Below are 21,833 nucleotides of genomic sequence, written 5' to 3'. Positions count from 1 at the left end.
GTTTTTTCAGCGTTGGTACCAGCATATCCAAAAAGAAAAGCCTTCCCGTATCCACATACAAAATACAAAGCGAACACGAAAAAGCCAGATCAAACTATACACGACTTAACAGACCCTGCACGAAAAATGCAGCGCCCACAAGCTCATAATTGATCGCATTCTTCATCGCCCAAGATATGTTGAACCAACAACGGTCGGGGAACTATCCCGACTGTCTGAAAATACAGCAGATATCCTGACTTATGACTGAAACTATATCGTTCCCACAAAAGCGCCTTCTCAGACGATTTTACCCGTCCAATGGCTGCGGACTTTCCGCTTCGCTTTCGATCATCAAACACAGTAATGGCGGTTGTGCAGGATTCAAACCTGCTTCCCTGACGGAGTTTTTCTCCGCTTTACTCAGCTAACAACTTTTCAAACTGTATTTCCCTACAAACACATTATTTGATTTTATGGCGCAAGATCATACTTCATTCTGCGCCGTATTTATTATAGCATAATGCTATGGATTATTCAAGAGATATTTTTTCACAAGTTAAGTCCTCACACATTGCCATTTTATCATTTTTGCACAACAGCATAGCTTAAAACTTCGTTTGTGATAGTTTGAAACTATATGCTATACCCTCAATCTCTCTTCAAGCTCGCTGTCGGGCTTTACTGTTATGGTGTAATTGTTTGTGAATATGACCATACCCGGCTTTGAACCGTTTGGCTTCTTGACGTTTTTTATAAAGGTATAGTCAACGTCAACTCGTGAGGAGCCTTTGCCCTTTGAATTGCAGGCGGCGATATTTGCGGCCTCTTCGATAGTTCTGTCGGGGGGCATTGTGCCGTCGCAGGTGACGATAACGTGGCTGCCTGTGATATCCTTGACGTGGAGCCACAAGTCGGTCTTTTCAGCCTCTTTGCAGGTTAGGCGGTCGTTCTGCTTGTTGTTCCTTCCTACCCTTATCTCATAGCCGTCAGAAGAGCGGTATCTTATCGGCGGAAGAGCCTTTGGCGGCTTGCCTTTGAGCTTTGAGCGCTTTGCATAGCCCTGCTGGAAAAGCTCTTCACGAAGCTCGGCGATATCACCCTCGGTCTGCGCCCTTGTGAGCGAATCGAAAACCGAATCAAGATACTTTTCCTCTTCCTCGCCCTCTTTTATAAGCTCTGTGAGCTTTTTCTCGGCTGTGTCAAGCTTGCGGTACTCTTTGTAATACTTCTGCGCATTCTGCGTTGGCGTGAGCCTTTTATCAATGGGGATCTTCACCGTCGGGCAGTTTTCGTCATAGAAATCCTGCACCTCGGCGTATGCCATACCCTTTTCGAGTGAATACATATTCGCCATTATAAGATCGCCATAGACCTTGAATTTTTCACGGTCTGCGCACTCTTTTAGCTCTTCACGCTGGTTCTGGACACGGCGCTGAGTACGCTCGGTGGTGTTCACAAGAAGCTTGAAAAGGTCGTTGGCTTTCTGCTTTATCCTCGAAAGAGAGTCCCTTTCCGCATAGAAATAATCAAGCAGCACGCTGGGTGACTCGAATGCCTTTGTCACCATAAGTGCGCCGTACTGGGTGATATCGCAGAAGCAGAAGTCTTTGAGATTGCCCTCTTTGGTCTTTAGGACAGTATAGACATTTTCACCGCTTTTTATGCTGTCACGGACTTTGGAGAAATAAAACCAAAGTCTGTCGGCAGTATCGCCGCAAAGCTGCTGGGCGGTGATATCAGCGCCCCTTGCGGCAAAGAACACCGCTTCCCTTGCGAAAACAGGGGAAATTCCCTCAAGGCTCTTCATTATCGCCTTTGAAAGCTCCGCCGTGGAGTTTTCGGCGATTTTCTCAAGAAGCTCTTCCTTTGTGCAGTCCATAAGGTTCAGCCGCTCTTCTCTCGGCGGCAGGGCATACGCCATCCCCGGCAGCACCATTCGCACCGAGGACATTTCCTGTCCCACACGCTTTATGCTGTCGATTATCCTGCCGTCCTCACGGAAAAGAATGAGATTTGAGCGCCTGCCCATAATCTCCGCCGCAAGGGTGAGCTTTACCCTATCGCCCATTTCGTTGGTGGCTTCAAAGTCGAAAAAGAGTATACGCTCAAAGCCGTCCTGCCTTATGCCCGTGAGCCTGCCGCCTGAAAGGTGCTTTCTCATAAGCATACAGAACATCGGTGGGGTCTTAGGGTTCTCGATATCCGCCGTGGTGATGTGAACTCTCGCCGAGCCTGCGCCTGTGCTGAACATAAGCCGCTGAGCGCCCTCACGGGTGCGGATAGTCATTATTATTTCCTCTCTCGAGGGCTGGTGTATCTTATCCACCCTGCCGTCGATAAGAGGGGTAAATTCTTTTCTGAGCAAGCTCAGATAAATTCCGTCCAATGCCATTTTACTTACCTGCTTTTTTATATTCTACTAGATCAAATTATATCAACTATATCCCTGTTGCTTGCGGCGGTCTCCACACGCAGTCCGCTGAAATTCTTTCTCAGCAGCTCAGTGATGAAATCGCAGAAGATGTTTTCGGTATAGAAATGCCCTGCGTCGATTATAGACACGCCCATATTTTCGCCGTCGATGAAAACATCGTGTTTGACGTCGCCAGTTATGAGCACTTGGCAGCCCTTGGCGGCAGCGTCTGAAAGGAACGATCCCCCTGAGCCCGAGCAGACCGCTGCTCTTGTGACCTCACGCTGGTGGTCATTGAAGCGGACGACTTTGCAGCCAAGCACGTCCTTTGCTCTTTGGGCAAGCTCACGTACGTTGAAGCCTTTGCAGTCGCAGACATATCCACAGCCAACACCGTGCTCCTCGTGGAGAGAGCCGCTAGGTGAAAGCCCCAGCATTTTGCAAAGCACGTCATTCATTCCGCCCTCTGCCGAATCGAAATTGGTGTGCATTGAAATTGCGTTCTTGCCACCAGCCGCAAGAATGACGGCCGGGTCGTTTGGAGATAGAGTTTTCAGCCCTCTGAAAATAACTGGGTGGTGGGTCAAAACAAGGTCAAAATCACGCTGACAGGCTTCTCTTGCCACCTCTGCGGTGCAATCCAGCGCCACGAGGACGCTTTTGACCTCTGCGGACATTTCGCCAACGTTAAGACCGCTGTTGTCATAGCCCTCCTGCAAGCGATATGGTGCGATATCCTCTATAAAACTGTAAATATCATAAACTGTCATCATTTTTGTCAGCTCCTTTTTGAGTATCTGAAGTGCTTTGTGTGCTGTTTGGGATATTTCTGTCCTTGATGACTGCATCGAGGAATTCATAAAGGCCTGTCATAAGTGCTCCCACTATGAGAACCACCAATGCAGGTAGCATTGCGGCATAAGGCAAGAAATTGAATGAAGGCAACCTTGTGCCATCGACCCAAGCCCCTGACGTATCTTTTTCGCAATGGTTATAGACCAAGACCATTACAATGGTATGCAAAGCAAGCGGAATAAACGCAAAGCTGAGCCAATAAAAGGCTTTGCCGACGTTCAGCTTTTTGAAATTGAAATACACCGCTATATACGCACCAAAGGTTATAAAGCCGCTCAATACTATGCTTGCGATGCTGGGACTTGCCATACAAAACGCCAATATCAGCAACAACGAAAATATCAACACGGAAATTTGCACGGCTATGCCAATGCCCAAAGCTTTCAGAAATTTCATATTTATATTTGCACCCCTATTTTTATTCTTTATTTGTTGTTCTTATTATTTCAGCCCTTCAAGTTCTTTTTTCGCAAGGGCGCAGAGCCTTTCCCCAAGTTCCTTTTTATCCTCAGACTTCATCATTCCGCTGCCTGCGGAGATAAGGCGCTTTGCCTGTCTTGCTATGTAGTCTCTGCCCTCTCCCTCGGACTTGACGAAGCCGAACTGGAGATATCGGTCGTCGCAGTCATAGGTCGGTGTTTTGCCGATAAACTCCACCTGCATAACGGAATAGGCGAACTGCCCCTCTGTGCAGGCAAGCTCATTTTTGACCTCAAAGCCGTTATCGTAGAGCCATTTTCTGAGTGTATCCCACTTAGTCATTGGCTGCAAGACGAGGTTTACGGCGTTGTCCTTATTTTTTACCCACGGACATTTATCGAGCAGCTTTGAGATAAGCTCGCCGCCCATACCTGCCATAACGACGTCGGTTATGCCTTGCTCGGGGACGTTATCGAGGCCGTCGGAGAGCACAGTTTCAATGCGGTCTGAAAGGCCTTCACGGCGGATATGCTCCTCCGCCGATCTCAGCGGCATAGGGGCGACGTCGCAGGCGAGGGCTTTTTTACACATATTTTCCTTTATCATAAAGCAGGGCAGATATCCGTGATCTGTCCCCACGTCACATACAAAATCCCCCGTGCAGAGTTTCGCACAGGTCAGAAGTCTTTTATCCAATAGGTGAACCTCCATAAAGAGTATATAAAAATATACAAATGTACAAACATACAAACATACAAGAAAACCGCCGAAATTCCACATACGGAAACTCGGCGGAATATCTTATGTGGTTATTAGCCTGCGAAATGAGCGTTGAGCTTAGCGATCATATCGTCAACGCTAACGCCGTGTACAGCGCAAGCCTCCTCGAGTGTTTCGCCTCTTGAAGAGGGGCAGAAAAGGCAATGCATACCCATTTCCATAAAGTATGGTGCTGTATTCTCGTCGGCGTCCATTATATCGCCGATGATCGTATCCTTAGTTACTGTAAATGCCATTTTTATTCCTCCTGTTCGATTATATACGATTTTGGTGCACACTACACCTCTTATATTATAACCAATTCTCTAAAAAAAAGCAAGACCTTTTTTTAATTCGCATAGGGCTGGACTGCGGGCAAACAATGTTCGCCCCTACATTAAAATTGCGCATTTAAGCATATGTAGGGAATGATATCCTCGAACAAAAAAGAAGAGCTACCAACATCTTGGCAGCTCATATATGCAGAAATTATATTAGCCCTGCTCCTTCATCTTAGCGAAACACTCGCTGCAATATACAGGTCTGTCTTCTCTTGGCTTGAAAGGTATTACAGCCTCTCTGCCGCAAGCTGCACAGGTCGCTGTGTATGTCTGTCTCTCAGACTTTGTCGCTGCCTTTCTTGCATCTCTGCAAGCCTTACATCTCTGGGGCTCGTTTACAAAACCTTTCTCAGCATAGAACTCCTGCTCGCCTGCTGTGAAAGTGAACTCGTTTCCGCACTCCTTGCATACTAATGTCTTGTCTTCGTACATAATCTTACCTCGTTACATTAAAATTGTGCCCAGCCGGACTCGCACCGACACCTTTGATAAACAACGCTCTGCTTTAAGCTATATGGCCATATTCCCTTATCTCAATAGTGATTTTAATTTGCGCCTAACCCTCTGCATCGCATTGTTGACCGACTTTGCCGTGCTCCCCAAGTTTAATGCTATCTGATTATAAGACATACCAGTTAAAAACAATTGAAATATCTGCCACTCCTGCTCAGACAACGCCGAAGTGATCTTTTCATAAAGCTCGTTCATCTCTTCTCGCTCAAGCACGATATCCTCGGGGATATCACCCCCGCTGCCCAATATCTCCTCAAGGTCAGCCTCATCACCGTCAGACAATAGCGCATTTTTCCCCACGGAAGAAATGATCTTGTTTTTTATACATTTAGTGGCATACGTCGAAAACTTCACGTTTTCCTCCGCACGATAAGTCCTCACGGCGCTCAAAAGCCCCATAAGTCCTTCCTGCACGAGATCTTCCCGAACCTCCGAACCGTACCTTTTCGCCAGAAACTCAACCGTGCAGATATACCTTGCGATCAGCTCGCCCACCGCAGCCTTGTCGTTTTCAGCATTACGCACAAGCTGCTCGTCAGAGAGCTGTTTAAGCAAGCCCTGCCAATTGTTTTCCAAAAGATACCGCCGCCTAATCGTACAATTTGCACGCAATCGCACCGCAACTGCGTACTGTTATCATAACATTTTTCCCCACCAAAGTCAAGGGAAAATCCGAAATCTCTCACATCTCATTCAAATTTTTGTAACAAACCACAGTTTTGTGAAAGCTTTCTTGTGACTTATAACAAACAAAAAAGCCAGCCGTGTCGAATAAACACGACTGACTGAAATTCTTTTGTGCAAAGGTTTTGCGACTATACTCTGCAATATTCTGCTCTGCCGCTGCTGAAAATATCACCGCCGAAGCAGTCGTCAGCAACGACCAGCGGAAAGTCTTCAACGTAGAGTTTCTTGACCGACTCGCAGCCGAGCTCCTCAAAGGCTATGACCTCGCAGGACTTTATGCAATTGCAAGCCAGTGCACCGGCTCCGCCAACGGCACAGAGATACACAGCGCCATTACGTTTAACAGCGTCACGCACTTCCTGTGAACGTTCGCCCTTGCCGATCATTCCGCCCAGCCCCAGATCAAGCAGCCTTGGAGCGAACCTGTCCATTCTGCCCGATGTGGTGGGACCACAAGAGCCGATAGGCTTTCCCTCGGGTGCAGGAGTAGGGCCTGCATAGTATATCACCGCATTTTCGAGAGGTAACGGAAGCTCCTTCCCCTCGTCGAGCAGCGCATTGAACCTTTTGTGAGCGGCGTCCCTTGCAGTATAGACAGTACCCGTGAGCAATATCTTATCGCCGCATTTGAACTCAGCGCTTCTCGCTTTGAGCTCTTCGGAACGTACTTTTTTTATTTCGGACATACAGCGGATTATTCCTCGTCGTCGTCAGAAACAAGAGCAAGGCCGTCGTCGATAAGGTCTCTTGCTGTGTTTACTGCGCCGATGCTGTTGCCATAGAGATCGTTAAGTGAAGTAACGAGTTGCTGAACTGTATCGCTGAGAGTTGAGAACTGTGTCTTAACCGACTCTCTGAGGTCAGCGGACTGTGCTCTGATATTCTTAGCCTCAGACTTAGCGTCGCTTACTACCTTCTGAGCCTCTGCGTTAGCCTTAGATGTAACGTCAGCAGCCTCAGCATTTGCCTTAGATGTTACATCAGCAGCCTGCTTGTTTGCGGCGCTTGTAACTGCTTCAGCTTCCTGCTTAGCAGCAGCTGTCATAGCGTCGGCACTAGCCTTTGCAGTCTGAAGAGTTGTATCAGCCTCAGTCTGAGCATTTGTAACAAGCTTCTGAGCCTGTGCGTTAGCGTCAGCAAGAACCTGATCCTGAAGCTGCTTAGCTTCGTCTTCCATCTGCTTTGCAGCCTTCTTAGCTTCCTGAACCACCTTATTAGCAGTATTCTGAGCCTCGATGAACACGCTTCCAAGGTCAAAGCTTGGCGTAGCTGTGCCTGCGTTAGCCTCAGCTGTCTCAAGCTTATCCTTGAGCTCCTCGATCTCCTGCTTCTGCTTTTCGATCTCGGCGTCCTTCTCAGTTACCTGCTGCTCATAGTCAGCGATACGAACTTTCATCGTATCAGTATTAGCCATAAGCTCTGCGATCTTATTCTTAGCTTCTTCTACTTTCTTCTCAAGTTCCTTTTTGCCCTCGAAGTCCTTCTGCTGAGCGCCGCCCTGCTTTTCGAGACGTTCGATAGTTTCATTCTGATCGTTTACCTGAGCTTCAAGAGTATAAATTTTAGAAGTAAGGTCGTCAACGTAAGCAAGAACGTCCTGCTTATCGAATCCGCCGACTCTTACTGTTCTTAAATAACCATTACTAGCCATTTCAAATCCCTCCACAATTTCGTGATTATATTTATTATACTATAAAATTAGTAATTTTTCAACAGATTTAAGACGTTTTCAATAATTTCATTATTCCATACAAATATGCCGCTGAAATTTATACAATTTGTCTTAATTATCTGTTCCCCATAAAGTAATTATAGCAAATATTGCGGCAAATTTCAAGTGCTTTTACGAAACTTTTTCTGCTTTTTGAAATCTTTCCGAATTCTCAGCTACCATTTCGGTATGAATTAGATATTTGACTTTCGTAAACGTTTTCTCATAAAGAGCAACAAAAGGCGAACAATCTATGCTCGCCTTTGAGTTATTCTGTTATATCCTGCCGCAAAGCGCCGAATTACTTGTTCTTGAAGATATTGAAGATATCGTCGTAATAATTCGGGTTGTCAGCAGCCTTAACTCCTGCCTTGTGCATTGCCTCAGCGTCAGCCTTAGCGTCGTCGGCAGGCTTAGTAAAATTTGCAGTATATGTTGTTGCCGTCTTTGGAGCAGCCTGTGCAGCGTCGTCTCTGTCAACGAAGTCAGCAGCGATAACTGTAACGTCCATTGTATCCTTAGCGTCAGGATTTGTGCCGTTGCCGAAGATGATCTCTGCACCGTCGTCAGCAGCGTCAGCAATTGCGCCTGTAAGCTCGTCCATATCGCTGATAAGGAGATCCTCGCTCATTGTAACGTTAACGATAAGTCTTCTTGCGCCCTTGATAGAAGTCTCGAGGAGGTCAGAAGCGATGACCTGGCTAACGATATCCTGTACCTTATCCTTGCCCTCGCCGTGGCCGATAGCGATATGCGCTCTGCCTGCGCCCTTGAGGATAGTTGTAACGTCAGCGAAGTCAACGTTGATCTCATCGTGTCTTGTGATGATCTCAGCGATAGCGATAACGTCAGTCTTGAGCACCTCATCTGCGATAGCGTAGGACTGCTTCATAGTCAGTCTCATCTCGTTTGTGATAAGGTTCTGGTTAGGGATAACGATAAGTGCGTCAACGTGCTGGATAAGTGCTTCGATACCCTTTTCAGCTCTCTCCATCTTCTTTGCGCCCTCAAATCTGAAAGGCTTTGTAACAACAGCGATAGTGAGCTTATCGAGTGACTGAGCGATCTCAGCAACGACAGGAGCTGCGCCTGTACCTGTTCCGCCGCCCATACCTGCTGTGATGAATACCATATCAGCGTCAGCGATAGCCTCGGAGATCTCCTCCTTGCTTTCCTGTGCGGAAGCTTCGCCGATCTCAGGCTTAGCACCAGCGCCAAGGCCGTGTGTGAGCTTTGCGCCGATCTGGATCTGTCTGTTTGCAGCAGACTTCTTGAGAGCCTGGATATCTGTATTTACAGCGATATATTCTACGTTACCTTCGATGCCTGCCTGTGCGATGCAGTTAAGTGCGTTTCCGCCGCCGCCGCCGACACCGATGACCTTGATCTTTGCGCCTACGACTGGCTCTTCAACATACTCGTAACCCATAATAGAACTCCTCCTAAAAGCGAATTTTCATACTTCTCCGTATTTTTACATATCAATGCTTAAAATCATAAAATGACAGCGCACCTCAGCACGCCCGAGCACAAAAGCTCTGCGCTTTCCGAATAAGCGCACAAATAGATATATTATTATATTATCACACTTTAGTCAAAAAGTAAAGAACTTAAATGAAGCCTTTATAAATTTTTTATTAATTATCAATAAACCGACTAATTTCACGGCGATAATTGTTTATACTATACAATTGGTATATTACACTTTACCAACCGCCGTAAGTCTGATCTTCATTGCCGTAACCATAGTCATAATCGCCGTTATTATCAGTGTAGCCTTGATCTGTGCCATAATTTCCGTTATCGGCATTATCGCCGTAACCGTCGTCGCCCGTATAGCCATAATTATCATTATTATTGTTATTATTATCGCCCCAAGTGGTGTCGGTATTATCGGCATAGTCGTTATTGTCCGTGTTATCGCCATAGCCTTGAGTGTCGTCCGCCGTCCATTGCTGGCCGCTCTGGTTATCATCGGCTGTTGTGTCAGCTTGGACTGCGCTGCTGTCAGAAGAGCTGTCGGTCTTGCTGTCAACTGCGCTTGAAGTTGTATCCTCGGTCTGATCTTTCGGGATAGCTGAGATACCGCTGTCGGCGCCGTTATAGATAAGCGTGCCCTCATAATCCTTTGTGAAGCTGTTATCGATAACATACTTGAGGTATGTCAGCTTATATTCCATATCAACTGAACTGCCCATTTTTATCTCAATACGTCCGTCATACATAAGCTTTATATCCGAACGTGTTGTTATGTCGATAGTGTCGATATTTTCAAAGTCCAGCTCGTCAAGGTCGGAAAGAAGCTCTTTTAGGATATCAGCCTTGAAACTGTTTTCCGACTCAAGGTCGCCGCCCTGCTCTTTGCTTTTTAGCTCAAAGCCTTTCACAACGGGGATATCCCCTGTGGTATCGGGATTTTTCACTTCAAGTATCTTGCCCGAAGTGGATACTACATAATATGAGCCCTTATCCTCGATATCGGCGGCTTTTTTCGCCTCTGTACAGCTTATAACGAGGGTCGAAGGGAATTTTTTCGTTACCTTCACGTCGTCGATATAAACGAGGGTGTTTTTAAGCCGCTGCTCAACGATATCAGTATTAGTTCTCACAAGGTTCTGACCAGTCTGAACGCCGCCCACAACGAGGATCTGTTCGTCCTCATAAAGGGTCACGCCCTCGATCTTTATATCAGAAACATTGAAAAACAGGAACATACACATTATGAGCATTATTGCAGCCGCAAGAAAACCGCAGGCAACATAGATATTGCGCATATTGGCTTTGCGGCGGCGTACCGCCGTTTTTCTCGGTGTTTCCATATTTCCCTTGTAAGTCTCATTCATTTTTATCTTTCCTAACTTTACTAACTTTTCCTTTATAATTCTAATATCCCTAATAATTCACACGCTTGATATTTCCGCCTATTTGTGAAAAAGCTTTCTCAATGCTTTCATATCCACGGTCGATGAAGCGCACATTCGACAGCGCCGTTTCTCCCTCTGCGGAAAGTGCCGCAACCGCAAGGGCTGCTCCGCCACGAAGGTCTGTGGCTCTCACATTTGCGCCGTAAAGGGCTTTCACCCCTTCGATGACTGCAACTTTGCCCTCTGCTTTTATGTCTGCGCCCATTCGCACCAGCTCGTCAACGTGGCGATAGCGGTTCTCAAAAATATTTTCCACTATCACGCTTGTGCCTTTAGCTTTCGCAAGCGCCGCCATAACAATGGCTTGTGCGTCCGTCGGAAAGCCGGGATAAGGCATCGTGCGGATAGTTTTCACCGCTTTCAATGGCTTTCTTGCGCTTATGAATATCCTATCGTCATAGCAGAACACTTGACAGCCCATTTGCTCGAAAACAGGTATCACCGCCTGAATATCCTGCGCTCTTGCCCCTAAAAGGCTAAGCTCGCCCTTTGTTGCCGCCGCTGCGCTCATAAGTGTCGCCGCAACGATACGGTCGGGCATAACGGAATATTCGCAGCCGTGAAGCTCTTTCACTCCGCTTATAAAAACAGTTCCCGTGCCTGCGCCGCTTATCCTTGCGCCGCAGCAATTCAAAAAGCCTGCAAGGTCGGCGATCTCAGGCTCTCTTGCGGCGTTATATATAATAGTATCGCCCTTTGCGAGCACCGCCGCCAGCATAATGTTCTCAGTCGCTCCCACCGATGGGAAGGAAAGATTTATCTTCGCCCCCGTAAGCCCTCTCGGGCAGCAGCAATCCATTACGCCGTATTCTTCATTTATCTTCACGCCCATTTGTTCAAGGGCGGAGATGTGCATATCTATCGGTCGTGGGCCAAGTTCGCAGCCCCCCGGGAAAGAAAGCCTGCACTCCCCTGTTCTTCCAAGTATCGCACCAAGAAAAACGATAGACGAGCGCATTTCACGCATAAGATCATCGGGCACAAAGCATTTGTCAAGGCCACTTGCGTCAACTTTCACCCTTCCGCCGCAGTAATCACACCTGCACCCAAGTTCGGACAATATCCTGCAAGCCGCAAAGACGTCCGAAAGCGCAGGACAATTATGTAGCTGCGTTTCGCCTTTCACAAGAACGCACCCTGCAAGCAAAGGCAGAGCGCTGTTTTTTGCTCCCTGAACGCTGATCTCACCGCTCAGTCTGTTTCCTCCCTGAATTATCAGCCGTTGCATAAGCGTCGCTCCTTTATCGGTTTTGACTTATCTTATGCTTTAGAATGATAATTTGTGAGTTTTAAATTTTATTTGCTTTATTTAGTTTATTTAGAAAGATATATCTCAGTTGCATTTGAAACAGGCATAAATGCAGGCAGGCAAGGGAGATAAGAATTTTTGCCTATCTTCTTTTTCATTCCGCTGGTGGAAAGTATCATACCTGTCACGCAGTCGTCAAAGGTCTGATCTGTCATACCTGTTACGTTTACCAGTATCCTTACTGTTACCTCTTGGCTTGAAAATGCAGGGATACTGTCGCCGATAACTTCGCCGTCGCTGTTGGTCGTCAGAGCAGTTGCATAGCAGACCGCATTTTCATAGCTTGACGAAACGTGGGATATCTCATACTGCGGTATCTCTATCTCAAAAGGCGTTGGGTTCTTGACGTTGAAAACAATATCTGCGAACCTGTAATTTGAGCTTAGCTCAGAGCTGAACGCCTCTTCGTTGTAAACTGAATAATTTGACAGCGCATAGGTCTTAAAGTCGGTCATTCCCATTGTCTTGAAAACATCGTCGTCATATCTTACCTTGCTCTTGTCGGTATCATTGAAAAAAAACGGCGGACAGAAGAACACCATAAGCACGATTATAACTATCGCAACGCATATCCACTTGACGATCTTGCCACGCTTGACGTAGGATTCGCCCACCTTTACGCCCTTGTTGAGGCCTGTTGCGGCCTGTGCAGGCATTGGCGCTGCGTCGGCGATGAAATCGTCCTCGGGGGCTTCCTCTTCCTTGTGGACTGTGGGGTCGTCGTAGACCTTTGTGGCTCTGTCGAACTCGCCCTGCTTGTTGAATTTCTCGCCGTTAAAGATCTGCTCGGCGGCGGCATTTATTCCGCTGCCTGTGAACTTTTTATCGGAGAGCTTTTTTATCTTGTCCACGTCGGGCACTTCAATGCTGTCCATTGAGGCTCTTTTATTATACTGCCTGTAATTTTTGTCCATATTCTATACTAACCCCTTGATAGTCTATTGATCTTCCTATTTTGTAAATCTACTGACAGGATTATTTCAGAAGCGGCTCAAGCGCCTTGAATATCCTGTCGTTGGTATCGGCAACGTGAAGCTTTGCGGCGTTTTCCGAACATTCACGAAGCTTGTTCGGGTCGTCGATGAAGCTTTTTACTGTGTCGATGAAAAGCTTGTCGGTAAGGTCTTTTTCCTCGATAACAACGCCTGCACCTGCGTTTTGCAGCACCATTCCGTTGTAATACTGGTGGTTTTCAGCGACCATTGGCGAAGGTATAAGCACGGAAGCTCTTCCCATTGCTTCAAGCTCCGCCAGCGAGGCCGCACCGCACCTTGATATAACAAGGTCAGCCGCCGCCATTGCAACTGGCATATTTATATAATCCTTTACGATAAGGTGCTTATTGCCCTCAAGGTCAACGCCCATTGCTTTCAGCTTTTCGGGATAGTCCTTATAGCCCTGATAAGTGCCGTAGGAATGGATATGGTTGACTTTTACGCCGTTGTCCTGATACCATTTCAGCAGCTTTGCGATATTCTCGTTGAGCACTCTTGCGCCAAGGCTTCCGCCTGTGGAGAGCACGCATATCTCGTCCTCCGCAAAGCCAAGCTGTGCTCTCGCCTCAGCCTTTGACATCGTGTTGAAAGCACCTCTGACAGGAAGTCCCGTCACGACTGTGTTCTTAGCGTCGGGAAGATATTTTTCAGCTTCCTTGACCGTGAGCATTACAACGTCTGCGGACTTTGATAGTATCTTGTTCGTTACACCCGGAAAAGCGTTCTGCTCGTGGACTGCGGTCTTTATTCCCATTTTCGCAGCCTTTCTCACGATAGGGCCGGAAACATATCCGCCTGTTCCGATAACAAGGTCGGGCTTGCAGTCCTTTATTATGTTCTTTGCCGTTCTGCCAGAAGCTGCAAGACAGCCTGCGGCGTGGATATTTCTCTTGAGATTTGTCCAGTTAGGCTTTCTCTGAAAACCCTCGATCTTGATAGGATAGAACTTGTATCCTGCCTTTGGCACAAGCCTTGCCTCAAGCTTTTCGGGATTGCCCGCAAAGCTTATGACAGCGTCGGGATAATGTTCCTTTATGATCTCCGCAATGGCAAGGGCAGGATTGACGTGTCCTGCTGTTCCGCCGCCTGCAAGTAAAACTCTTAACATAATATATCGACCTCTTTAAGTTATTTTTTTCGTGAGCATTGCCGTGAAATATTGAGAAGTATTCCCATTTCGGCAAGCTGAATAAGCAGCGCAGTTCCGCCGTAGCTGAAAAACGGCAGGGATATTCCCGTGTTCGGGAAAGCGTTGCAGGCAACCATTATATTGAAAAGCGCCTGCGAACCGATCTGGATAGTTATTCCTGCGCCGAGAAGCATTCCGAAGCGATCTTTGCTGTTTGAGGCGATATAAAAGCCTCTGATGATAAACAGCACGAACAGCAGAACCACCACCATTGCGCCGACGAAACCAAGCTCCTCGCAGATGATAGCGAAAACAAAGTCGTTCTGCGATTCAGGCAGGTAATACTTCTGTCTTGATTCGCCGAAGCCAAGTCCAAACCAGCCACCCGAACCGATAGAAAGCAGCGATTCATAGGTCTGGAAAGTTGCGTCGCTGGTGTCGGCCTCAGGGTTCTTCCAACTCTGTATTCTGTCGGAAATATAGGAAAAGCCCGAACCCGAAGTCATTTTGTAGATAAGATAAAGCACGCCGAACGCCACGCACACGCCGATAAATTTCCAAAAGGTCTTTCTCGGCATACCGCTTATGAACATCATCGAAACGCCGATTATTCCCACAAGCATTACCGCCGACATATGCCTTTGCAGCACCAGCACCACCGCAACAGCGCCCATTATGATCGCAAAAGGCACTATGCAATATTTCCAGTCCTTGAATTTCGGAAAGTTAACCGACATTATGTAGGCGAAAATGATTATAAACGCAACTTTCAAAAGCTCCGACGGCTGGAAGCTTTGTGAGCCTATCTGTATCCAACGCCGTGCGCCTGCAACGTCTATTCCGAAAAAGGCGGTATAAAGCGTCAATGCATATGTGGCAAAAAACGCCGCATAGGCGATCTTTGTGTTTTGGAAAAAGTGATAATCGAGATAGCTCATCGCAAACATCGCAACAAGTCCGATACCTGCCGCTATCATCTGATTTTTAACATAGTAATAGCCGTCGTTTTCCTCGCTGAGTCCCCAGGCGTAGCTTGCCGAGAACATCATTATGATACCAAATATGAGCAGCACCATTACTAATATGAACAACGGCTTATCTATCTCAGTCAGAATAAATCTGAATCGTAATTTCTTTCTTGCCTGCGCCACAGGTTGTTTAAGGGGAACGTGACTGTCATAAACTATGCTTCCGTCCCGTTCACGTCTTGGACCTCTTATAGCCAAACAAACAACCTCCTAACAAATAAATCGCACGATCGTTAAATCGTTACATTGAAATTTTTGAAGCGTAGACGATAAACATTATCGCCGCCGCTGAACCCAACGCCGAAACTGCGGCGTCAGCTCCTAATATCTTGAAAGCTCCCCAGCCCTTTTTCATAAGGTGCTCGTGGAGCGTATAGCCTTTAAAAAGCAGCTTTTTTCTAGTCTTGAAAGCTGCATACTGCAAAAGGGCACAAATGCCGTCGATAATGGCCGCCGCTCCTGCCAGAATAAAAACTAAATGAAGTCCCGAAAGCAGCACCGAAACAGTCATAAGACTTCCCAGCGCCAAAGCTCCCGACTCGCCGAGATAAAGCTTTGCAGGGTCGCAGCCCCAAAAGAGAAATCCTGCCGCCGCACCCATTGTCACAACGGCGAAAAGCTGTGCCGTATCTGCGCTTGAGGTCGCCGCAAAGCCGCTTGAAAGTCCTGCCGAAAACACCAGCGCCGTAACAGCGCACAGTCCGTCTACACCCGTGTCGGTTCTTCCTCCTGCACAGTCGTGAATCTTCACAGCGTTTATGCCAATGGTCATAAACAGCGGAAACAGCACATAAAAGCTCTTTCCGAACTCGATATAGCCAAGGTGAAATGGCATCAATACAGCCGTTGAAACGCCGCCGTATGGCTTTAAGCACACGCACAGCCCAAGGCATATGAGATATTCCATCAAAAGCTTATAGATCGGCTTCATTCCGATACCGAGCTTTTTCTCTTTGACATAATCTTCCGAAACGCCGATAGCCGTGAGCATTATCACCGCACCCAATGATATGAGCGCCATGCGCTTTGAATAGCCGGCGGAAAAGCTCAGCGTTTGCGTATCGCCGTCAAACATCAGCCCTATAACAATGCCGATGATAACGCACATCATTATAATAACGCCGCCGAATTTCGGCTCAGAGCCGTCTTTCGCAAATCTGTCGCCGATATAGATATCGAATTTGCCTGTTTTTGTCTTGCGGAAACAGGGTATCAAAACTCTGCCGAGAAAATATCCCAGCACCATTTCGCACACCATTATTACCGCCTGCACGCTCCAGCTCATTTTGCCTGCTTTCTTAATCAGCTGAACTTGTCAGAGCGTTGTAAACTTCTTCAAGTTTCATTCCTCTGCTGCCCTTGAAAAGCACGGCGTCGCCCTTTGCGATGACCTTACCAAGAGCTTCTGCAAGCTCTTCCCTGCTGTCGAAATGCCTGCAATTATCGGCGTTAAAGCCTTTCTTTACAGCGCCCTCAATGTACATCTGAGAGTTTTCGCCGAAGCAGTAAAGCAGATCGGCCTTTGAAGCCTGCACATATTCGCCAACATTTTTATGATAAGTCTTTGCGTTCTTGCCAAGCTCGAGCATATCCGCAAGCACGCAAATGCGCTTGCCCTCTGCCTGCGCCTGCGAAAGCACGGAAAGGCTCGCTTTCATCGAATCGGGGGCGGCGTTGTAGCAATCAACTATATATGTAACGCCGTCCTTGACAGTAATGTTCTGTCTAAGTCCCTCGGGCTTGAACTCGCCAATGCCCTTTACGATATCCTCGGGAGCGATATCAAGTGCCAAACCAACGCAGAACGCCGCCAAAGCGTTTTTAACGTTGTGTTCGCCAAGGCAGTTTATCCTTGCTGGTATCTTCCCACCCTCATAGTTTATAGTAAATGTTATGCCGTTGTCGGCGGTCTTAACACCGCTGGCATAAACATCGCAGTCCTTTTTTGATACTGAATAGTAGTAAATTTTCCTGTCGGAATGTATCTGCACCCCTGCCAACAGCTTATCATCACGGCTGAGAATGAGAGGAGCGCTGTATGAAGCGCCGTCAAGTATCTCAAGCTTTGCCTTGAGTATATTCTCCTGCGAACCAAGGTTTTCGATATGTGAAACGCCGATATTTGTGATAACGGCAACGTCTGGCTGACAGCACATCGACATTCTCGATATCTCGCCCTCGTGGGACATTCCCATTTCAATAACAGCTGCTTCATAGCTCTTATCAAGTCCGAAAAGGGTCAGCGGCATACCGATCTCATTATTGTGATTGCCCTGAGTTTTAAGCGTTTTGTACTTCTGCGAAACAACAAGGGCGATCATATCCTTTGTGGTGGTCTTGCCCACGCTTCCTGTTATGCCGACGACTTTTACGCCGAACTTTGATCTGTAATATCCTGCGCAGTCAAGAAGCGCCTTTGCGGTTGAATCAACGATAACGCACTTTGCGCCCTCAACAGGTCTTTCCGTCACGACCGCCTCTGCGCCAAGCTCCATAGCCTTTGCGGCGAAATTGTGTCCGTCAAAGTTCTCGCCCTTGAGGGCAATGAAAAGAGAACCGGGCTTGATAGTTCTTGTGTCTGTGGAGATATCGGAAATCTCAACGTCAGCAGGATAGCCGTAGCTTCCGTGAACCGCCGATATTATCTCCTGTAAGTTTAATTTTTCCATTTTAATTCTTATCCGCCAACATCTCGGCGGTATCTCCTTTCCCTTTTCTTGTGTATCTGAATATATATCTTTATATCATATCACGATAGCCGACCATTGCCAGCAATCTGTTTAAATAGCAGGTAATCAACGGGCGAACGCTGTTCGCCCCTACACCCAAATGCGTTTATCTTCCCTCAGCTTCAAGCTCTTTAAGAGCGTCAGCAACGACTTCTCTTTCATCGAAATGAATCTTTACGCCGCCTGCAAGTATCTGATAATCCTCGTGACCTTTACCTGCCAGCACGATTATATCGTCCTTTTCAGCGTGGTGGATAGCCCAATGGATAGCTTCACGCCTGTCAACGATGGTGATATAAGGCGTTGTCTTGCCTTCAAGTCCAACGAGAACATCGTCGATAATATCCTGTGGGTCTTCATTTCTCGGGTTATCGGAAGTCACAATAAGAAAATCTGCGTGGTCGGCAGCAGCCGCAGCCATAAGGCTTCGCTTTGAAGCGTCTCTGTTTCCACCGCAGCCGAAAAGGCACTTTACCTTGCCGCTTGCGCTGTTCTTGATAGCGGAAAGCACGTTTACAAGTGCGTCCGGCGTGTGAGCATAATCGCAGATGACGGTGAAATCTCTGCCTGTTGGCACGATCTCAGCTCTGCCTCTTACGCCCTGCATTGTGCCAAGGGCTTTGATGGTTTTCTCAACATTGAAGCCCAGCGTCTCGCAGCAGGCGATGACGGCAAGGGAGTTTGAAACGTTGAAAAGACCCGGCATATTGAATGAAACATTGTGCTTTGTGAAGCCGTCAGAGAAAACGTATTTTACACCGCTTGCTGAAAGCAGGATATCCTCCGCTCTGAAATCAGCCTTTGTGCAGCAGGAATATGTCTTGACAGGACAGCTTATCTCGCTTATGTATCTTCTGCCGTAATCGTCGTCTATATTGATGATAGCGTTATCGGAAATGGTGAAGAGGATCTTCTTTGCCTGATAATAATTCTCCATAGTTCCGTGAACGTCCAAATGATCTTGAGTGAGGTTTGTGAAAATGCCCACCTTATAATGGCAGCCCGAAAGTCTCTTCTGTTCAAGGCCCTGAGATGAAGCTTCCATTACAACATAGTCGCACTTTTCGTCGGCCATTTTTCTGAAAAGTTCATAAAGGTCGTAAGGCTCTGGAGTAGTTCTTGCAGTCGGATAAACCGTGTCGCCGATCTCGTTCTGACAAGTGCCGATAAGACCCACCTTGCAGCCGAAGGACGAAAGCACCTTCTTTATAACTGTTGTGATAGTTGTCTTGCCGTTCGTGCCCGTCACGCCGATAAGAGTGAGTTCCTTTTCCGGGTGGCCGAAAAATGCGGCGCAAAGCAGAGGAAAGGCTTCCCTTGTGTTGTCAACTATTATCTGACAGTCAAGTCCTAAGTCTCTTTCGCAGACCACAACTGTGCAGCCCTTTGCGATCATATCCTTAGCGGCGTCGTGTCCGTCAAAGGTGTTGCCCTTTATGCACACGAACATCGAGCCTGCCTTGACAGCCTTTCTTGTATCGCTTGTGATATCGCTTATTTCCATATCGGGCAGAGAGGTCTCTGCAATGCCCTTTATAATTTCATAAAGTTTCATAATCATCATTCCTTTTTGATCTCATACGAGCTATGTGTAGTTTCAAGCTGCGAGTTATCATTGCGAGCCGACTGTTGTTGTGGCGAACGTAACAGTAACAGCCGTTCCCATTGGAACGCTCTGTCCTGCGCTTATGCTTTGATCGCTCTGCGCAACAGCGCCCTCTTCCTCATAGCCCGAACCCTCTGCCGTCAGATTAAGTCCGTACATATCGAGAGTTGCCTTTGCCTGCTCCTTTGTAAGTCCTTGGAGAGACGGAACTGTAACAGTTTCTTCCTTTGTTTCGCTGTCTGTATAAAGCACAACAGAACCGCCCTGCTCTATCTTAACAGCGGAAGGCACCTGCTTGATAACAGTATCGCCCTCGCCCTTTATCTTGACCTCAAGTCCAAGATCCTCAAGGGTCTTTGTTGCTTCCTCAACTGTGTAATACTGAACGCTCGGAACAGATACCTGAAGATCCTGCAATTCGTCCTCGTCATACTCAGGGAAGATTCCCACATATGGCAAAACGTCTGTAAGCACGTTCACGCAGATAGGCGCTGCAACTTGGCTTCCGTAGAATTTCTCGCCTGTCGGGTGGTCTACCATTACAAGCATAACGATCTCAGGATCGTCAGCGGGAGCGAATGCGCAGTATGAAGAAACATAGGTCTGACCTGTGATATCCTCGTCCATTTTCTGAGAAGTACCCGATTTACCGCCTATCTTGTAGCCCTTGATATAGCAGTTTGAACCTGGCTGACCCTCAACATCGCCCTCCAAAATCTCTCTCATAGAAGCGGAGGTGTCCTCAGAGATCACCTGTCGTCTTATAACTGTGTCCAAATTTTTCACAACGTTGCCGTTAGGGTCTGTAATGCTGTCAACAACGTGGGGCGTAACAAGATATCCGCCGTTTATCGCTGCTGAATAAGCTGTTATCATCTGTATCGGCGTGACCTTATTGGTCTGACCGAATGAAGATGAAGCAAGCTGTACAGGACCCATATTGCTAAGCGGCATACTGATAGAATTTGATTCCGCCGGCAGGTCGATACCTGTAAGCTCGTTGAAGCCGAAAGCGTTGTAATACTTGCAGAACTCTTCCGAACCAAGCTTCATACCGATCTGAATGAAAACAGGGTTGCAGGAATTGAGCATTGCCTGCGCAAGGTTCTGCGAACCGTGGTCGTTTGTAGACCAGCAATGGAACGTGGTATCCTCAACTTGTATCTGCGTTCCGCAGCCGAAAGTATCGTCAAGTGTGATAGCCTTCTCTTCAAGTGCAGAAGCGCCTGTGATGACCTTGAATACCGAACCCGGGTTATATGTTTCGGAAACAGCCTTGTTTTTCCATTGGAGCGACCAAGCTTCAAGCTGTTTCTCCTTATATTCGTCTGAATTTTCGTCAAGGTTTGCAAGCTCTGCCGCAAGGGTCTCATCTGATATCGCCGCAGGCTCGTTAGGATCGTAAGGGTCAGAAGTCGCCATTGCGTATATCTGACCTGTTTTCGGGTTCATTATAATGCCGCAAGCTCTGTCTGTCGGCTTGTTCTCCTCAACGGCTTTCGCAAGCTCTTTCTCGAGGATATACTGGATATTTGCATCGATATTAAGGTTAAGATCGTCGCCGTCCTGAGCGTCATAGCTTTGCTTGTATCTGTAAGGTATCTCCGTGCCGTCGTTAGCCTTCGCAGTAATGATCCTTCCGTCGATACCGCTGAGATAATCGTCATAATATGCTTCAAGACCGTAAATGCCGTTGCCCTCATAATCGGTATGACCCAAAACAGTCGAAGCAAGGGTGTTTTGCGGATAAAGCCTCTTTGTGGTCGGGTCGCACCTTATGCCGTCGATACCAAGTTCTGTGAGCTTATCCTCGATCTTTGACGAAACAGTTTTCTCGACCTCTTTTTTCAGCACTATGTACTGAGTATCGGTCTTGGTGAGTTTTTCCCTCACAGTTGATGTATCTATCTCAAGGTTCAGCGCCAAAAACTCCACCAACTCGTCAAGGCACTCGTCCCCAGACTTTGTGTTGTCAAGTCTTGTCTGATAAGTAGCCTTTTTAGCTGCGTCGTCCTCTTTTGCGATATAGCCCTTGAGTTCTTCTATCTTTGCATCGTTCGCTTCAAGTCTTTCCTTGAGCATATGCGGATCGGCGTAAACCGTGTAAACAGTCGAGCTTTGCGAAAGCACCGTTCCGTTTGAATCATATATAGTGCCTCTTGAAGCCGAAACAGCCGTGCTTTTGAGCTGCTGGGCGTTGGCAAGAGACTGCCACTTTTTGCTGTCCTTCACCGACACGTTGAATATGTTGACTACCGTATACGCAAGTATAGCTGCGATAGGCACGCCGAGCCATATATTCAGACGTCTTTTCATTCGTGTGGTCGGTCTGTCGGTCATAAATATCTCCCTTCAATGATATTGCCGATATGCAAAATCTTCAACATTTTAGCACATTGCGGCAAAAATCATAAATTTACGAAAAATTACAC

Annotated in this window: 19 protein-coding genes and 1 riboswitch; all 19 genes read right to left on the bottom strand. The window is 47.2% G+C overall.

Features of this window, described 5'->3' with window-relative positions:
* Positions 1-207 precede the first annotated feature (207 nt).
* Positions 208-416: riboswitch (cobalamin riboswitch) on the bottom strand.
* Between the two features lie 206 nt (positions 417-622).
* On the bottom strand, positions 623-2,374 hold the full coding sequence (locus QZ371_RS07085) for an NFACT RNA binding domain-containing protein (protein ID WP_295211082.1): 1,752 nt from the start codon (positions 2,372-2,374) through the stop codon (positions 623-625).
* Positions 2,375-2,406: 32 nt separating this feature from the next.
* Positions 2,407-3,168, bottom strand: a complete 762-nt coding sequence (locus tag QZ371_RS07080; RefSeq protein ID WP_295211080.1) for a Nif3-like dinuclear metal center hexameric protein — start codon at positions 3,166-3,168, stop codon at positions 2,407-2,409.
* Entirely contained in the window at positions 3,152-3,559 is a 408-nt protein-coding gene (locus QZ371_RS07075; protein WP_295211079.1) for a hypothetical protein, read from the bottom strand. The genes QZ371_RS07080 and QZ371_RS07075 overlap by 17 nt, the downstream gene beginning before the upstream one ends.
* 132 nt (positions 3,560-3,691) lie before the next feature.
* Positions 3,692-4,366, bottom strand: coding sequence for a class I SAM-dependent methyltransferase (locus QZ371_RS07070; RefSeq protein ID WP_295211077.1), 675 nt, complete (start codon positions 4,364-4,366; stop codon positions 3,692-3,694).
* 116 nt (positions 4,367-4,482) lie between these two features.
* Positions 4,483-4,686, bottom strand: a complete 204-nt coding sequence (locus QZ371_RS07065; RefSeq protein WP_295211075.1) for a DUF1858 domain-containing protein — start codon at positions 4,684-4,686, stop codon at positions 4,483-4,485.
* Between the two features lie 237 nt (positions 4,687-4,923).
* A complete protein-coding gene (locus QZ371_RS07060; RefSeq protein ID WP_295211072.1) occupies positions 4,924-5,202 on the bottom strand; it encodes a zinc-ribbon domain containing protein in 279 nt (92 codons plus the stop codon).
* Between the two features lie 96 nt (positions 5,203-5,298).
* A complete protein-coding gene (locus tag QZ371_RS07055; RefSeq protein ID WP_295211070.1) occupies positions 5,299-5,859 on the bottom strand; it encodes a sigma-70 family RNA polymerase sigma factor in 561 nt (186 codons plus the stop codon).
* A gap of 239 nt (positions 5,860-6,098) precedes the next feature.
* Positions 6,099-6,656 carry a FumA C-terminus/TtdB family hydratase beta subunit gene (locus QZ371_RS07050; RefSeq protein WP_295211068.1) on the bottom strand — a complete coding sequence of 186 codons (558 nt, stop codon included), beginning with the start codon at positions 6,654-6,656 and terminating at the stop codon, positions 6,099-6,101.
* A gap of 8 nt (positions 6,657-6,664) precedes the next feature.
* Positions 6,665-7,621 carry a hypothetical protein gene (locus QZ371_RS07045; RefSeq protein ID WP_295211066.1) on the bottom strand — a complete coding sequence of 319 codons (957 nt, stop codon included), beginning with the start codon at positions 7,619-7,621 and terminating at the stop codon, positions 6,665-6,667.
* Positions 7,622-7,982: 361 nt separating this feature from the next.
* Positions 7,983-9,110 (bottom strand): cell division protein FtsZ, encoded by a 1,128-nt coding sequence (gene ftsZ / locus QZ371_RS07040; RefSeq protein WP_295211064.1) that lies wholly within the window; start codon positions 9,108-9,110, stop codon positions 7,983-7,985.
* 277 nt (positions 9,111-9,387) lie between these two features.
* On the bottom strand, positions 9,388-10,524 hold the full coding sequence (locus QZ371_RS07035; protein WP_295211062.1) for an FtsQ-type POTRA domain-containing protein: 1,137 nt from the start codon (positions 10,522-10,524) through the stop codon (positions 9,388-9,390).
* Between the two features lie 49 nt (positions 10,525-10,573).
* A complete protein-coding gene (gene murA / locus QZ371_RS07030; protein WP_295211060.1) occupies positions 10,574-11,833 on the bottom strand; it encodes a UDP-N-acetylglucosamine 1-carboxyvinyltransferase in 1,260 nt (419 codons plus the stop codon).
* Between the two features lie 86 nt (positions 11,834-11,919).
* Positions 11,920-12,828 carry a hypothetical protein gene (locus tag QZ371_RS07025; RefSeq protein WP_295211056.1) on the bottom strand — a complete coding sequence of 303 codons (909 nt, stop codon included), beginning with the start codon at positions 12,826-12,828 and terminating at the stop codon, positions 11,920-11,922.
* A gap of 61 nt (positions 12,829-12,889) precedes the next feature.
* Positions 12,890-14,017, bottom strand: a complete 1,128-nt coding sequence (locus QZ371_RS07020) for a UDP-N-acetylglucosamine--N-acetylmuramyl-(pentapeptide) pyrophosphoryl-undecaprenol N-acetylglucosamine transferase (protein WP_295211054.1) — start codon at positions 14,015-14,017, stop codon at positions 12,890-12,892.
* A 20-nt stretch (positions 14,018-14,037) separates the two neighbouring features.
* Positions 14,038-15,264: a putative peptidoglycan glycosyltransferase FtsW gene (locus tag QZ371_RS07015; protein WP_295211053.1), complete on the bottom strand. Its 1,227-nt coding sequence runs from the start codon at positions 15,262-15,264 to the stop codon at positions 14,038-14,040.
* A gap of 43 nt (positions 15,265-15,307) precedes the next feature.
* Complete coding sequence (locus QZ371_RS07010) at positions 15,308-16,351, bottom strand: hypothetical protein (protein ID WP_295211051.1); 1,044 nt, start codon at positions 16,349-16,351, stop codon at positions 15,308-15,310.
* A gap of 13 nt (positions 16,352-16,364) precedes the next feature.
* The gene (gene murF, locus QZ371_RS07005; RefSeq protein WP_295211049.1) at positions 16,365-17,735 is read right to left on the bottom strand and encodes a UDP-N-acetylmuramoyl-tripeptide--D-alanyl-D-alanine ligase; all 1,371 of its coding nucleotides are present in this window, start codon (positions 17,733-17,735) and stop codon (positions 16,365-16,367) included.
* Between the two features lie 166 nt (positions 17,736-17,901).
* Positions 17,902-19,350: a UDP-N-acetylmuramoyl-L-alanyl-D-glutamate--2,6-diaminopimelate ligase gene (locus QZ371_RS07000; RefSeq protein ID WP_295211047.1), complete on the bottom strand. Its 1,449-nt coding sequence runs from the start codon at positions 19,348-19,350 to the stop codon at positions 17,902-17,904.
* A 57-nt stretch (positions 19,351-19,407) separates the two neighbouring features.
* A complete protein-coding gene (locus QZ371_RS06995) occupies positions 19,408-21,741 on the bottom strand; it encodes a penicillin-binding transpeptidase domain-containing protein (RefSeq protein ID WP_295211046.1) in 2,334 nt (777 codons plus the stop codon).
* Between the last annotated feature and the right edge of the window lie 92 nt (positions 21,742-21,833).

The sequence above is a fragment of the Ruminococcus sp. genome, from assembly GCF_019423705.1.
Lineage (GTDB): Bacteria > Bacillota > Clostridia > Oscillospirales > Ruminococcaceae > Hominimerdicola.
Note: the sequence above shows the minus strand (reverse complement) of the source record. Positions and strands in the feature narration are given on the sequence as shown.